Genomic DNA, 13,909 nt, shown 5'->3' with positions numbered 1-13,909 from the left:
AGGTATGACGTCCCGCCTGCTGCCCTATGCCACCTCCCCCGGCCGCTTGCTGGCCCAGCTGTTCAGCGATCTGATGGTCGCGGCGTGGACCTGCCTGTGGGTGCTGGTCGCGCTGGCGGTGCACGGGGCCGTGACCACGATCGCCGGTGTGGGCCGGCAGTTCGAGCGCGGGGCCACCGGTGTGGCCGACAGCCTGGCCTCGGCCGGCAAAAGCGCGGACCGTATCCCGCTGGTGGGCGACGCGGTGAGCAAGCCGCTCACCGCCGCCGGTCATGCCGCGGTCGACATCGCTGGGGCCGGCCACAACCTGAACACCACCGCCGGTTGGCTGGCCTATGTGCTCGCATTCGCTGTCGCGGCCCCGCCGGTTCTGGCGGTGGCCATGCCGTGGCTGGCCTTGCGGCTGCGTTTCTTCCTGCGTAAACGAGCGGTGCTGGGCCTGTACTCCAGCCCGGCCGGGCAGCAGTTGCTGGCGCTGCGTGCGCTGACCAATCGCCCGCTGGGGAAGCTGACCGCGGTCAGCCCCGACCCGGCCGGAGCCTGGCGGCACGCCGACCCGACGGTCATCGGCCGTTTAGCCGCCTTGGAACTGCATGCCGCAGGCTTGGCCCGGCGATCCCGGGGAGGTCCCGCCGCCTGAGCGACCGGCATCCGCTAGGGCCGCAGTTCCACCATCATGTGCCGCATCCCGGTGTGCCGGTTGCTGCGGGTCCACTCCACCGGCGCCACCACCGCCACCTCGCCGAACCGGCCCAGCAGCTCCTCGTAAAGCACCCGCAGTTCCAATCGCGCCAGGTGGGCGCCCAGGCAGAAATGTGCGCCGTGACCGAACCCGATGTGCGGGTTGGGTTTGCGGGTGATGTCGAACTGATCGGCCCGGTCGAACGCCGCCGGATCGCGGTTGGCCGAGCCCTCCCACACCAGCACCTTCTGGCCGGCGTCGACGGTCTGCCCGCCCAGCACTGCGCGCCGGGTGGCGGTGCGCCGTTTCGACGGAGCCGGTGAGGTCCAGCGCAGGATCTCTTCGATGGCGGTGGGCAGCAGCCCGTAATCGCTGCGCAGCAACCGATATTGGTCCGGGTGCTGGGCCAGTGCCAGCAGCCCGCCGGCGATCGCGTTGCGGGTGGTCTCGGCGCCGGCACTGAACAGCAGTTGGAAGAACAAATACACTTCGAGATCGCTGAGTTCGGGGTCGGTGGAGTTCGCCACCACCGACAGCATGTCGTCGGCGGGGGCCGCGCGCTTGGCCGCGATCAACTCGAGCCCGAAGTTGTAGACGCGGTTGCCGGCGTCCTCGATGGACAAGCGCGACACCACCGCTTTGCGGGAGCCGCGGAAGTCGAAGCTGGGCTCGATCGCCTCGAAAAGCCAGTGCCGGTCTGCCTCGGGGACCCCCAACAGGATGCAGATCATCTGCATCGGGATCTCGGCGGCGACGTCGACCAGGAAATCGAAGGGCACCCCGGGCTCCACCGCGTCCAGCAGCGTCCGGGCCCGCTGCCGCAGGTCGGTCTCGACGCGGCGGATCATCCGTGGCGTCAGCCCGGAGCTGACCAGCCGCCGGACCTGCGCGTGCCGCGGGTCGTCCATCATGTTCAGCAGCTGGCCCGCGATCGGCAGGTCCTGCAGCACGGTGCCGCCGAACGGCCGGTCGCCACCGGTGACCGATGAATACGTTTCGGCATCACGCAGCACTTCCAGGGTTTCGGCGTGCGTGGCCACCGACCAGAAGCCCTCGCCGTCGGGGGTGTGTGCGGTGGGTTCGTGCCAGAACACCGGGGCGACGCGGCGGTGCAGCGCGAACAGCTCGTGTGGGAAGCCGTTGGCGAAATTGTCCAGATCGGTGAAGTCGATGCTCGCGAGTTGCCGGGCCTGCATGAGGGCTACAGAATCGCGCCCGGCTGGTAGGCGGCAGCACCCGGGTAACGCTCGACCAGTTCGGCGACTTCGGCGGCCACCCGATCGACCTGGTCGGCGGCGGCCCCGGTGAAGGCCTGCCGGTCGGCGACCGCCTCCTCCAGTGCCGCGCGGTCCAGCGGCAGCCGCTCGTCGGCGGCAAGCCGGTCCAGCAGGTCCGGTTCGGCGCCACGTTCTCGCATCGCCAGCGCCACCGCGACAGCGTGCTCTTTGATGACTTCGTGGGCGGCTTCGCGGCCCACGCCGGCGCGCACCGCCGCGATCAGCACCTTGGTGGTGGCCAGGAAGGGCAGGTAGCGGTCCAGTTCGCGGGTGATCACCGCCGGGTACGCCCCGAACTCGTCGAGCACGGTCAGAAACGTCTCGGTCTGTCCGTCGACGGCGAAGAAGGCGTCCGGCAGCGCGACGCGGCGCACCACCGAACAGAAGACGTCGCCCTCGTTCCACTGCGCGCCGGCCAGCTCGGCGGCCATCGAGGCGTAGCCGCGCAGCACCACCTGCAGGCCGTTGACCCGCTCGCAGCTGCGCGTGTTCATCTTGTGCGGCATCGCCGAGGACCCCACCTGGCCGGGCGCAAATCCTTCGGTGACCAGTTCGTGGCCGGCCATCAGGCGAATCGTCTGAGCCAGCGAGGAGGGGCCGGCACCCAGTTGCACCAGGGCCGAGACCACGTCGTGGTCCAGCGAGCGTGGGTAGACCTGTCCGACGCTGGTCAGGACCGTGGAGAACCCGAGGAAGGCGGCGACGCGGCGCTCGAGCTCGCTGAGCTTGGCGGTGTCGCCGTCGAACAGGTCCAGCATGTCCTGTGCGGTGCCCATCGGCCCCTTGATGCCGCGCAACGGGTAGCGGTCGATCAACTCACGTACCCGCTGCAGCGCGAGCAGCGTCTCCTCGGCCGCCGAGGCGAACCGCTTGCCCAGCGTGGTGGCCTGCGCGGCGACATTGTGGCTGCGCCCGGCCATCACCAGGTCGCGGTAGGCCAGCGCATGCCTGACCAGGCGGGCCGCGACGGCGACCCCGTGCTCGTGCACCAGCTGCAGGGACTGGCGGATCTGCAGCTGCTCGACGTTTTCGGTCAGGTCCCGGCTGGTCATCCCTTTGTGGATGTGCTCGTGGCCGGCCAGCGCGTTGAACTCCTCGATGCGGGCCTTGACGTCGTGACGCGTCACCCGCTCGCGATCGGCGATCGATGCCAGGTCCACGTCGCCGATCACGGCCTCGTAGTCGGCGATCGCCTCGGCCGGGACCGCGACTCCGAGTTCGGACTGCGCACGCAACACCGCCAGCCACAGCCGCCGTTCGGCGACGATTTTGGCCTGCGGCGACCAGATCTCCGTCATCGCGGTGCTGGCGTAACGGGTGGCCAACACATTGGGGATGCTCACGAGCAGCTAGCTTACGGTCGCCCGGTAAGCCCCGGGCCGGCTGGCCCGCGCAGCCCGGACCGGTCCGCTGCCGGCGTCACCAGCCGGTCGGTGCCAGCGCTCGCTCGACGACGGGGCCACGGCCTTCCGACAGCGATATCGCGGCGTCGATGAGGTACTGCGCCACGATCTCGACGGCCTGCCGGGCCGGCAGCGGCTCGCAGAGGAAAGCGGGATTGCGTCGGGTGGCACGACGCAGCACGTTGTGACATCCCGGCGCGAACTGCACCCGCACGACCGTCCGGTCGTCGGCCCGATTGATCAAGGGGTATCGATTCTGCATGTAGCGCACACAGGTTCCGGTGCGGTCGATGCCGTACCCGGCCGCCATGGCATCGGAGCGGTCGACGGTGAGCGGCCAGAACGGCGGCGCCAGGTCGAAGGACCGCACGATCTCTTGCCGGGGCCCCACCGCCACATGCCTGGTCAGGGTCCGTTCCCGGCATCGGGCGGCGATCTCATGCGGGCGCACTCGATTGATCCGCATGATGTCGAGGAACACCTCGACCGCTATCCGGGCTGCGGGCGCCTGCTGCTCGACCGTGAGCTGATGCTGCACAGACATCTGGCCGACCCTATGACCGACCGGTTCGTTTCTTATTTCGGACGTTGGTCCACGATATCGCCGTGAAATGTGCGCATCCTGCGCTATGGCAACGAAGCGTCAACACCGAGACTCCATATGTCGATAAAAACGGACCGAACGGAGTCTGACACAGCCCGATGGGTGATGACGGTGCTTTCCCCCAACGAGGCGCGGGGAGTTCAGCCGGCACCGGCCGGGGCACCACGGGGCGCGGACCGCGACCCGCTCGTGGCGGCAGCGAGCGTTCTACAGCGCGTGCAGGATGTCCTCGACCCGGTCCTTGGCATCGCCGAACAACATGGCGGAGTTCTGCCGGAAGAACAGCGGGTTCTGCACGCCCGCGTAGCCCGAAGCCATGGAGCGCTTGAAGACGATCACGTTGTCGGCTTCCCACACGGTGAGCACCGGCATGCCCGCGATGGGGCTCGACGGGTCTTCGGCGGCGGCCGGGTTGACGGTGTCGTTGGCGCCGATCACCAGCACCACGGAGGTGTCGCCGAAGTCGTCGTTGATCTCGTCCATCTCCAGCACGATGTCGTAGGGCACCTTGGCCTCGGCCAGCAGGACGTTCATGTGTCCGGGCAGCCGGCCGGCCACCGGGTGAATGCCGAAGCGCACGTTGACGCCGCGGTCCCGCAGCTTGCGGGTCAGCTCGGCGACTCCGTACTGGGCCTGCGCGACGGCCATGCCGTAGCCGGGGGTGATGATCACCGACTCGGCGCCGCTCAGCAGTTCGGCCACTCCCTCCGCGGTGACCTCCCGGTGCTCGCCGTAGTCCTTGTCTTCGGCCGGGCCGGCTTCGATCCCGAAGCCGCCGGCGATCACCGAGATGAACGAGCGGTTCATCGCCTTGCACATGATGTAGGAGAGGTAAGCACCCGAGGAGCCGACCAATGCACCGGTGATGATCAGCAAGTCGTTGGAGAGCAGGAAGCCCGACGCCGCGGCCGCCCAACCGGAGTAGCTGTTGAGCATCGAGACGACCACCGGCATGTCCCCGCCGCCGATAGAAGCCACCAGGTGCCAGCCCAGCGCCAGCGCCAGCACCGTCACGGCGATCAGCAGCCACAACTGCGGCTCGTAGACGAACCACACCGTCAGCGCGACGAACCCGACCAGGGCGCCGACGTTGAGGAAGTTCTTGCCGGGCAGCATCAGCGGGTTGGACTTCATCCGCCCCGACAGTTTGAGGTTGGCCACGATCGAGCCGGTGAAGGTGACCGCACCGATGAACACCCCGATGAAGACCTCGGCCGAGTGAATGCCCAGCAAGCCCGCCGCCGCCAGCTCCTGCGCGTCCGGCCCGTTCCGGGCCGCCTCGACGTGCAGGTAGCCGTTCCAGCCGACCAGCACGGCGGCCAAGCCGACGAACGAGTGCAGCAGCGCGATCAGCTCGGGCATGCCGGTCATCTCGACGACCTTGGCCCGCCACAGCCCGATCGCCGCGCCCACCACGGTCGCGCCGATCAACAGCGCCAGGCCCACCGACGGGATGCCGTGGTGCACCGCCAGGGTGATGGTTGCGGCCAGCGCAACCGCCATCCCCAGGATGCCGAAGCTGTTGCCGGCCTTGGACGTCTCGTGCTTGCTCAACCCGGCCAGGGCCAAGATGAACAGCAGGGCCGCGACGATGTACGCCGCCGAGGCGGCGGTCTCAACTGAAAACATAAGCGGGGTCTACTCCAAGTCGGGGTGCGCAGCGCCTAGCTGCGGGAGAACATGGCGAGCATGCGGCGGGTCACCGCAAAACCACCGAAGATGTTGATGCTGGCCAGCAGGATCGCCGCGGCGGCCAAACTCGTGATGACCGGGTCTTCGTGGCCGATCTGCAGCAGCGCTCCCACCACGATGATTCCCGAGATCGCATTCGTCACCGACATCAGCGGGGTGTGCAGCGCGTGGTGCACATGCCCGATGACGTAGTAGCCGATCACGATCGCCAGTGCGAAGACGGTCAGATGCACCTGCAGCGCCGCGGGCGCCAGGGCGACCAGGGTGAACAGCACCGCCGCAGCGCCCACCACCAGACCCAGCCGACGGCCGGCCGACATCGGCTCCTTGGCCGCCTGGGCGGGCACCGGGGCTTCGGCGGCCTTGGCCGGTGCGGCCGAGACCTGAACCGGTGGCGGCGGCCAGGTCGACTCGCCGTCGCGCACGACGGTCATCGACCGCTGCACCACGTCGTCGAAGTCCAGCACCAGCTGGCCGTCCTTGCCGGGGGTCATCAGCTTCATCAGGTTGACCAGGTTGGTGCCGTAGAGCTGCGACGCCTGCGCGGGCAACCGGCCGGCCAAGTCGGTGTAGCCGATGATCGTCACGCCGTTGTCGGTGACGATCGCCTGGTCTTTGACCGTGCCCTCCACGTTGCCGCCGTTGGCCGCGGCCATGTCGACGATCACGCTGCCCGGCTTCATCGACGCCACCATGTCGGCGGTGATGATCCGCGGCGCGGGCTTACCCGGAATGAGCGCCGTGGTGACGATGATGTCGACGTCGGCGCACTGCTCGGCGTAAAGCTGTGCCTCGCGGGCCTTGTAGTCGTCGCTCATCTCCTTGGCGTAGCCGGTGGCCGACACCTCGGTCTCGGTCGACTCGATCGACAGGTACTCACCGCCGAGCGAGCGAACCTGGTCGGCGACCTCCGGGCGTGGGTCGGTGGCTCGGACGATTGCGCCCAGGCTGCCGGCGGCGCCGATCGCGGCCAGGCCCGCCACCCCGGCACCCACCACCAGAACCTTGGCCGGCGGCACCTTGCCCGCCGCGGTCACCTGACCGGTGAAGAACCGACCGAAAACGTGGGCCGCTTCGACCACGGCACGGTAGCCGGCGATGTTGGCCATCGAGCTCAGCACGTCCAGCGACTGCGCACGCGAGATCCGGGGCACGGCGTCCATCGACAGGGCGGTGATGGGCCGGCGAGCCAGATCCTCGACCCGGTCGGGGTTCAGCGCCGGCGCGAGCAGGCTGACCAGGGTTGCGCCCGGCTTCATCCCGTCGAGCTGCTCGGCAGACGGGGCGTTGACGCCGAAAACGATGTCTGCGCTGCGCGCATCGCCGATGGTGGCGCCGGCTTCGATGTAGGCCGCATCGGAAAACGACGACGCCTCACCGGCACCGGAATCCACTACGACGTCATAACCGAGCTTGGTCAGTGCAGCGACCGTCGTCGGCGTCGCCGACACACGCGTCTCACCGGGCTGCGCCTCGGATAGGACACCGATAATCATGACGTAGCTCTCCACATTCACATCTCGTCGCCGTCTTCGGGCGCTTCCAGGCGTCTCCTGCCCCCCTGTTACCCGCCAGTAGCTAAGGAGGCACAAAGGGATCGAGGCAGCATACCGTGTGCGCTTCTCAGGCTGACACCGCGCGCTGATCCAGGGGCACCAGCACGTCGATGACGTCGATGACGGCAGCTCTGGCGGCCGCCCGCGGCCCCTGGAGGTCATCGACCAGCGCCGCCATCACCGCGCCATCGACCATGCAGACCAGGGCATATGCCATCTCTACCCGCGCGATCCGGCCGGATCGTTCGACGGCTTCGGTGACCGCCTCGGACCGTTGATGCAGGATGCGGCGCTGAATGTCGCGAAGCGCCGGGTGCCGCGAGCACACGATGTAGCGCTCGTAGCGGGAGATCAGTTGCTCGTCGATCTGCCCGTCCCCGTCGTGACCGACCAGCAACTCCACGAGGATGTCCGCGGTGGTTTCGGCGCTGCGCCGGCGCCGGGACAGGTCGGTGATCCGGGCGCGCAGTTGGGCGAGTTCCAACATCCCGATGTGTTCCACCGCGTGGGCGATCAGGTCGTCGAGCGAGGAGAAGTAGTACGTCGTCGATGCCAGCGGCAGACCGGCCCGGCGCGCCACGGCACGGTGGCGTACCGCTTCGAATCCACCTTCGCGCAGCAGCTCGGCGGCGGCGCTGATCAGCGCGTACCGTCGCCGTTCACCCTTGGGCGTCACTGCTGTCATCACGCCTAAAGATGCTGCCAGCCCGGCTGGTGCCGCATCATGCGTTTCGACTTTTCGAATCAAACCGCACCCGCTGGCATGATGACCCAATGCCGGAGTTGAACCGACGCGCGGTGCTGCGCATGGCGGCCACGATGGGCACGGCGGGCGCGCTGGGCGCGAGCCCGCTGTTGCAGGCACGGTCATGGGCGGCCCCGCTGCAGAGCGCACCGACGATGGTCCGGGGTTCGTTCACCTCGGCGGCGCGCGGTGGGGTCACCACCAACTGGGCGATCGCCCGACCGCCCGGTCAGACCGGCGCGCTGCGTCCGCTGATCGCCCTGCACGGCAAGGGAAGTGACGCGGAAACCGTGATGGCCGGCGGCGTCGAGCAAGGGCTGGCACAAGCAGTCGATGCGGGGCTCCCCCCGTTTGCGGTGGTAGCCGTCGACGGCGGAGGAAGCTACTGGCATCGCCGCGCGTCCGGGGAGGACTCCGGGGCGATGGTGACCGACGAGTTGTTGCCGTTGCTGGCCGAGCAGGGCTTAGACACCTCTCGGGTGGGTTTCATCGGCTGGTCGATGGGCGGTTACGGCGCCTTGTTGCTGGGCGGCCGACTCAGCCCGCGCCGGACCGCGGCCATCTGCGCGGTCAGCCCCGCGCTGTGGCTGACACCCGGGGCCAGCGCCCCGGGCGCGTTCGACGGCGCAGCGGACTTCGCCGCGAACTCGGTGTTCGGAATGCCGGCGTTGGGTTCGATCCCGATCCGCGTGGACTGCGGCTACGACGACCCGTTCTACGCGGCCACCCAGGCCTTTATCGCCCAGCTGCCCAACCCGCCGGCCGGGGGTTTCTCCCCCGGCGGCCACGACGGGTCTTACTGGAGTTCGCAGTTGCCCGCCGAATTGATCTGGCTGGCACCGCTGCTGGCCGTCTAACCGGTTTCCGGTCTGGCGGCCTGCGGATCACCGGGCCCTACTGGCAGAGCTTGCCCAGGGCGGTGATGTGCGAGTCGAGGTCATGCCCGAGCTGCTCGCGTTCGGCGTTGGGCTGCCCGACGAGGTAGCTGAGGTTGAGACGCTCAAGCCCTCCGGCCATCTTCTGGGCCTGGTCGGCAACGTCTTCCGGCGTCGCGGGGTTGGCCTCCAACCGGCCGCGCAGGTAGGCGGCGCTCGCGGTCAGCGACAACCTCGCGTTGGCGGCCACCGCGAGCTGGGCCACCGGGTTCTCCGGCTCCGGGTTCTTCATGTGCATGTTGTTGGCCACCGCTTGACGGGAAAGCACGACCGCACTGCAGACGTCCTTCTTCGCGTCGTTGGCCTGCTGATCGCTGAACTTGGCAGAATCACCACCCGATGACGGATGCCACACGGCGGCCACCGCCGCGCCACCGATCAGCCCGGCGGCCAATCCGACCGCCGCGGCGATCAGCAACGGGCCGCGGCTCGGCTGCACCGGGGCGGGAAGGGGAGCCGACCGCCGCTTCTCCGCGGTTTCGCTTTTCTTCACCGCGGTTTCGCTTTTCTTCTCCGCGGTTTCGCTCTTCTTCTCCGCGGCTTCGCTCTTCGCCGGAGGAGACTGCTCTACCGGTTCATCCGGCTTCTCGGATTCAGTGGACTCCGGTTCAGTTTGGTCAGCCATGCCCCAAGGATAGCGGTAGGCAACCTGCGTCAGATCTGTATCGCGCCCTGCGCGGCAGCTGCGCCGATGTCGCTGCGAAAGTGACTCCCCGGCAGGCGGATTGAATTGAGGATGCGATAGGCCTCGGCGCGTGCGGCACTCAGATCGGCTCCGACGCCCACGACCGAGAGCACGCGCCCCCCAGACGACACCACCGCGCCGTCCTCGCGGCGTGCGGTACCGGCGTGCAACACTCCGTCGCCCTCGGCCCCCACGATCACGTCGCCGACGCGTGGCCGGCCGGGGTAGTTCTCCGCAGCCAGCACCACCGTCACCGCCGCGGCATCGCGCCAGCGCAACGCGCCGAACTCGCTCAGTCCGCCGGTGGCTGCGGCGTGCAACAACTGCCCGAGTGGCGACTCCAGCAGCGCCAGCACCGCCTGCGTCTCGGGATCGCCGAAGCGGCAATTGAATTCGACCACCGCCGGCCCGGTCGAGGTCATCGCCAGACCGGCATAGAGCAGCCCGGTGAATCGGCTGCCCCGCCGCAGCAGTTCGGCCGCGACGGGTTCGACGATGTCAGAGACGATCGCGGCGGCGGCCTGCGGAGACAACCACGGCAGTGGGGCGTAGGCGCCCATGCCGCCGGTGTTGGGTCCGCTGTCGCCGTCGCCGACACGCTTGAAGTCCTGCGCCGGCAGCAGCGGCACCACGGTCGCACCGTCGACGATGCAGAACAACGACAGTTCGGGCCCGTCCAAGAAGGACTCCAACAGCACCGGATGGCCGCTGTCGAGCAGGCCGGCGGCATGGGCCCGGGCGGCCGCCCGATCCGCCGTCACCACCACGCCTTTGCCCGCGGCCAGGCCGTCGTCTTTGACCACCCAGGCCGCCTCCCCGGCGTCGGGGCCGAACCGGCTCAGGGCGGCGTCGAGGTCAGCGGGACTGTCGACGATCTCCGATCGAGCGGTGCGCACCCCGGCGGCGGCCATCACGTCCTTGGCGAACGCCTTGGAACCCTCGATACGAGCGGCGTCCTGCGACGGCCCGAAGCACGCGATTCCTGCGGCACGTACCGCGTCCGCGACGCCGAGGACCAGCGGCACTTCCGGTCCGATGACCACCAGGTCCGCCTCGACCTCGCGTGCCAAGGCGGTGACCGCCGACCCGGAGGTGATGTCGATGTCGCGCTGCTCGGCCACCGCAGCGGTACCGGCGTTGCCGGGGGCGATCACCAGGTGATCGACCTGGGGGTCCTTGCGCAGGGCGAGGAGTAACGCATGTTCCCGGGCGCCGGAACCGATCACCAGGACGCGCATGGGCGCCACTCCTCTCTGTTTCGCCTCGCTGTTCATCGGCGGGACGCGACACAAAGGATATATAAGGTACGAACCGGTTTCGGGCCCGAGATCCCGCCCGCGCCGGCGGCTCCGGCCTACCCCGCGGGGCTCGCGGGGTAGCCGGGCTGGCCGCTTTGGCCGGACGCGCCGCCGGTACCGCCTTGACCAGCAGCACCGGCGGATCCCCCGGCACCGCCCACGCCTGCGACGCCGCTGTCGCCGGGGTCGCCGCCTCTGCTGGTGGGGGAGTCGAGGACCGCCCCGTTGCCACCGTTGCCGCCGTTGCCGCCGTCACCGTTCAGGCCGCCGGGTTCGCTGTTGCCGCCCGCACCGCCGTCACCGCCGGCACCGCCGTCGCCGTTGTTGACGTCGATCACGCCGTCTGCGCCGGCGGCGCCGTCGCCGCCGTGGCCCCCGTTTCCGATGACACCGCTTCGACCGAGGGCGCCGGTGCCGCCGCCGTCACCGCCGTGCCCGCCGTTGCCGCCGTAGCCGTTGTTGTAGCCGATCATGCCGGCGGTGCCGTGGCCGCCGTGACCGCCGTTTCCACCGGATCCGGCCTGCCCGGTGGCGCCTCCGGCGCTGCCACCCAGGCCGCCATGGCCGCCGTTGCCGCCGTAACCGTTGTTGAACGTGATGAAACCGTGGGCGCCGGCACCACCGTCACCGCCGTCACCGCCGTTACCCACCCGACTGGCGATGCCGACGGTCCCGGTCCGGCCGCTGTTGCCGCCGTAGCCTCCGTTACCGCCGTAACCGTTGTTGTAGCCGATCTGCCCCTCACTGCCATGGCCGCCGCGTCCGCCGTTGCCGCCGGCGCCGGCGCGACCGCTGAGGTCACCGGCGTTGCCACCGGCACCACCGTGACCGCCGTTGCCGCCGTAGCCGTTGTTGAACTTGATGACGCCATGGGCGCCGGCACCACCATCACCGCCGTCGCCGCCGTCGCCGACCGCACCGGCGCGACCGACCGACCCGGCCTGCCCGCCGGTACCGCCGTTGCCGCCCGCTCCACCGTGGCCGTTGTTGTAGTCCACCTGGCCGGCCGCACCGGTACCGCCGACACCACCGGCGCCACCGTTACCGGCCCGACCACTGGAGTCACCGGCATTGCCACCGACACCGCCATTGCCACCGTTGCCGGCCTGGCCGTTGTTCGACGTGACCACACCGGTCGCACCCATCCCGCCGACGCCACCGTCGCCGCCGTCACCGACCGCACCGGCACGACCGACCGACCCCGCCAACCCACCGGTACCTCCACGACCACCCGTACCGCCGTAGCCGTTGTTGTAGCCCACCTGACCAGCCGCACCGGTACCGCCGACACCACCGGCGCCACCGTTACCAGCCCGACCACTGGAATCACCGGCATTGCCCCCGACACCACCGGTGCCACCGGTCCCGCCGTAGCCGTTGTTCGACGTGACCACACCGGTCGCGCCCATCCCGCCGACGCCACCGTCGCCGCCGTCACCGACCGCACCGGCACGACCGACCGACCCGGCCAACCCACCGGTACCCCCACGACCACCCGTACCGCCGTAGCCGTTGTTGTAACCCACCTGACCGGCCGCACCGGTACCGCCGACACCACCGGCGCCACCGTTACCAGCCCGACCACTGGAGTCACCGGCATTGCCCCCGACACCACCGGTGCCACCGGTCCCGCCGTAGCCGTTGTTCGACGTGACCACACCGGTCGCGCCCATCCCGCCGACGCCACCGTCGCCGCCGTCACCGACCGCACCGGCACGACCGACCGACCCGGCCAACCCACCGGTACCCCCACGACCACCCGTACCGCCGTAGCCGTTGTTGTAGCCCACCTGACCAGTCGCACCCGTACCGCCGACACCACCGGCGCCACCGTTACCAGCCCGACCACTGGGGTCACCGGCATTGCCCCCGACACCACCGGTGCCACCGGTCCCGCCGTAGCCGTTGTTCGACGTGACCACACCGGTAGCACCGGTACCGCCGACGCCACCGTGGCCGCCGTCGCCGCCCGTTCCGCGGGTGCCGGCGAACGCCCCGCCCGCACCGCCCTTGCCGCCGGTGCCGCCATTGCCGCCGTCGCCGCCTCGGCCTCCGGCGTCCATGCTGGTGGCTGCGCTGCCTGCGGCGCCGTCGCCGCCGTTGCCGCCGCGGCCGCCGTTTCCGTGGTCACCGCCGTTGCCGCCGGTGCCGCCGTTGCCGCCGTGGGCGCCACCGGTTGCCCGGCCGTCGGCGGCGGCGTTGTAGCCGTCGCCACCGTTGCCTCCGTTGCCCACCACACCGGTCACGCCGTTGCCGGCCGTGCCGTTGCTGCCGGCGGTGCCGGTGCCGGCGGCCCCGCCGGTCCCGGCCTCACCGCGGCCCCCGGCGGATCCGGCAGCACCGACGTTGCCGCCGTGGCCACCGTTGCCGCCGGCGTGGTGGGTGGCGTCGCCATCCTTGCCGTCACCACCGTCACCGGGGGTTCCCGCATCTCCGCCGGTGCCGCCGTTGCCGCCGTTGCCGTTGGTCCCAGCTGTACCGCCCGGCACGGTGGATGCACCGCCGTTACCGCCGGCGCCGCCGGTACCGCCATTGCCGCCATCGCCGCCATTGCCTGCGTTTCCGCCGTGGGCGCCGGCTGCGGCGGTCGCGTCGGTTGCCGCGTCGTAGCCGTTGTGGCCGGCACCGCCATTGGCGCCCTGGCCGCCGTGACCACCGTTGCCGCCGGCCCCGCCGACAAGTCCGGAGCCGCCGTTGCCGCCGATTCCGGCGGCGCCGCCGTGTCCGCCGCGCTCTCCGTCATCACCGGCGTTCGCGCCGTTGGAACCCTGGTAGCCGTTGCCGCCGTTGCCACCGTTGCCGCCGTTGCCGCCGTTGCCCTGCGTCCCGTCGAGCCCGCTTGCGCTGCCGTCGGCATGCAGACCGCCCTTGCCGGCTGCGCCGCCGTTGCCGCCGTGACCACCGTTGGTGCCGGCGACGCCGTCGCTGCCCGGTGCGGTCGCGTGATCGCCATCGGCACCATCGGCGCCGGCGCCCCCGGCGCCACCATTGCCCCCGACCCCGGCACTGCCATCAGCACCGGCAGCGGCCTG

At 70.1% G+C, this 13,909-nt stretch carries 11 protein-coding genes; 2 read left to right on the top strand and 9 right to left on the bottom strand.

The features are described from left to right. The first annotated feature begins 4 nt into the window (after nt 1-4). A complete protein-coding gene (locus tag AWC02_RS16600) occupies nt 5-640 on the top strand; it encodes a hypothetical protein (RefSeq protein WP_085129808.1) in 636 nt (211 codons plus the stop codon). Nucleotides 641-654: 14 nt separating this feature from the next. Here the strand turns inward: AWC02_RS16600 and AWC02_RS16595 are convergent, their stop codons facing one another. The 6 genes from AWC02_RS16595 to AWC02_RS16570 form a co-directional block, all read right to left on the bottom strand. Then, complete coding sequence (locus tag AWC02_RS16595) at nt 655-1,878, bottom strand: cytochrome P450 (RefSeq protein ID WP_085129807.1); 1,224 nt, start codon at nt 1,876-1,878, stop codon at nt 655-657. A 5-nt stretch (nt 1,879-1,883) separates the two neighbouring features. Next, complete coding sequence (gene purB / locus AWC02_RS16590) at nt 1,884-3,302, bottom strand: adenylosuccinate lyase (protein ID WP_207568073.1); 1,419 nt, start codon at nt 3,300-3,302, stop codon at nt 1,884-1,886. 76 nt (nt 3,303-3,378) lie between these two features. Next, nucleotides 3,379-3,906, bottom strand: a complete 528-nt coding sequence (locus AWC02_RS16585) for a hypothetical protein (protein WP_085129805.1) — start codon at nt 3,904-3,906, stop codon at nt 3,379-3,381. A gap of 267 nt (nt 3,907-4,173) precedes the next feature. Then, nucleotides 4,174-5,595, bottom strand: a complete 1,422-nt coding sequence (gene pntB, locus AWC02_RS16580; protein ID WP_085129804.1) for a Re/Si-specific NAD(P)(+) transhydrogenase subunit beta — start codon at nt 5,593-5,595, stop codon at nt 4,174-4,176. Between the two features lie 35 nt (nt 5,596-5,630). Beyond that, the gene (locus tag AWC02_RS16575; protein WP_085130095.1) at nt 5,631-7,154 is read right to left on the bottom strand and encodes a Re/Si-specific NAD(P)(+) transhydrogenase subunit alpha; all 1,524 of its coding nucleotides are present in this window, start codon (nt 7,152-7,154) and stop codon (nt 5,631-5,633) included. A 127-nt stretch (nt 7,155-7,281) separates the two neighbouring features. Further along, complete coding sequence (locus AWC02_RS16570) at nt 7,282-7,899, bottom strand: TetR/AcrR family transcriptional regulator (RefSeq protein WP_085129803.1); 618 nt, start codon at nt 7,897-7,899, stop codon at nt 7,282-7,284. Nucleotides 7,900-8,033: 134 nt separating this feature from the next. Between AWC02_RS16570 and AWC02_RS16565 the strand changes: the two genes are divergently transcribed. Then, entirely contained in the window at nt 8,034-8,816 is a 783-nt protein-coding gene (locus tag AWC02_RS16565) for an alpha/beta hydrolase-fold protein (protein WP_419179292.1), read from the top strand. Nucleotides 8,817-8,853: 37 nt separating this feature from the next. On the opposite strand, the gene AWC02_RS16560 is transcribed toward AWC02_RS16565, so the two are convergent. The 3 genes from AWC02_RS16560 to AWC02_RS22050 form a co-directional block, all read right to left on the bottom strand. Further along, complete coding sequence (locus AWC02_RS16560) at nt 8,854-9,519, bottom strand: hypothetical protein (protein ID WP_085129801.1); 666 nt, start codon at nt 9,517-9,519, stop codon at nt 8,854-8,856. Between the two features lie 29 nt (nt 9,520-9,548). After that, on the bottom strand, nt 9,549-10,817 hold the full coding sequence (purD, locus tag AWC02_RS16555; protein WP_085129800.1) for a phosphoribosylamine--glycine ligase: 1,269 nt from the start codon (nt 10,815-10,817) through the stop codon (nt 9,549-9,551). 116 nt (nt 10,818-10,933) lie between these two features. Continuing rightward, nucleotides 10,934-13,909 (bottom strand): PE family protein (locus AWC02_RS22050; RefSeq protein ID WP_165757928.1); only part of this gene is annotated, 2,976 nt, incomplete at its 5' end.

It is taken from the genome of Mycolicibacter engbaekii (genome assembly GCF_002101585.1).
GTDB lineage: Bacteria > Actinomycetota > Actinomycetes > Mycobacteriales > Mycobacteriaceae > Mycobacterium > Mycobacterium engbaekii.
The sequence above is the reverse complement of the archived record's forward strand: the minus strand, read 5'-3'. Positions and strand labels throughout refer to the sequence as shown.

Coding starts and splice junctions, on each gene's coding strand:
- pntB (WP_085129804.1), bottom strand. CDS start 5,595: ATGTTTTCAGTTGAGACCGCCGCCTCGGCGGCGTACATCGTCGCGGCC.
- AWC02_RS16600 (WP_085129808.1), top strand. CDS start 5: ATGACGTCCCGCCTGCTGCCCTATGCCACCTCCCCCGGCCGCTTGCTG.
- purD (WP_085129800.1), bottom strand. CDS start 10,817: ATGCGCGTCCTGGTGATCGGTTCCGGCGCCCGGGAACATGCGTTACTC.
- AWC02_RS16575 (WP_085130095.1), bottom strand. CDS start 7,154: ATGATTATCGGTGTCCTATCCGAGGCGCAGCCCGGTGAGACGCGTGTG.
- AWC02_RS16570 (WP_085129803.1), bottom strand. CDS start 7,899: ATGACAGCAGTGACGCCCAAGGGTGAACGGCGACGGTACGCGCTGATC.
- AWC02_RS16560 (WP_085129801.1), bottom strand. CDS start 9,519: ATGGCTGACCAAACTGAACCGGAGTCCACTGAATCCGAGAAGCCGGAT.
- AWC02_RS16565 (WP_419179292.1), top strand. CDS start 8,034: ATGGGCACGGCGGGCGCGCTGGGCGCGAGCCCGCTGTTGCAGGCACGG.
- AWC02_RS16595 (WP_085129807.1), bottom strand. CDS start 1,878: ATGCAGGCCCGGCAACTCGCGAGCATCGACTTCACCGATCTGGACAAT.
- AWC02_RS16585 (WP_085129805.1), bottom strand. CDS start 3,906: ATGTCTGTGCAGCATCAGCTCACGGTCGAGCAGCAGGCGCCCGCAGCC.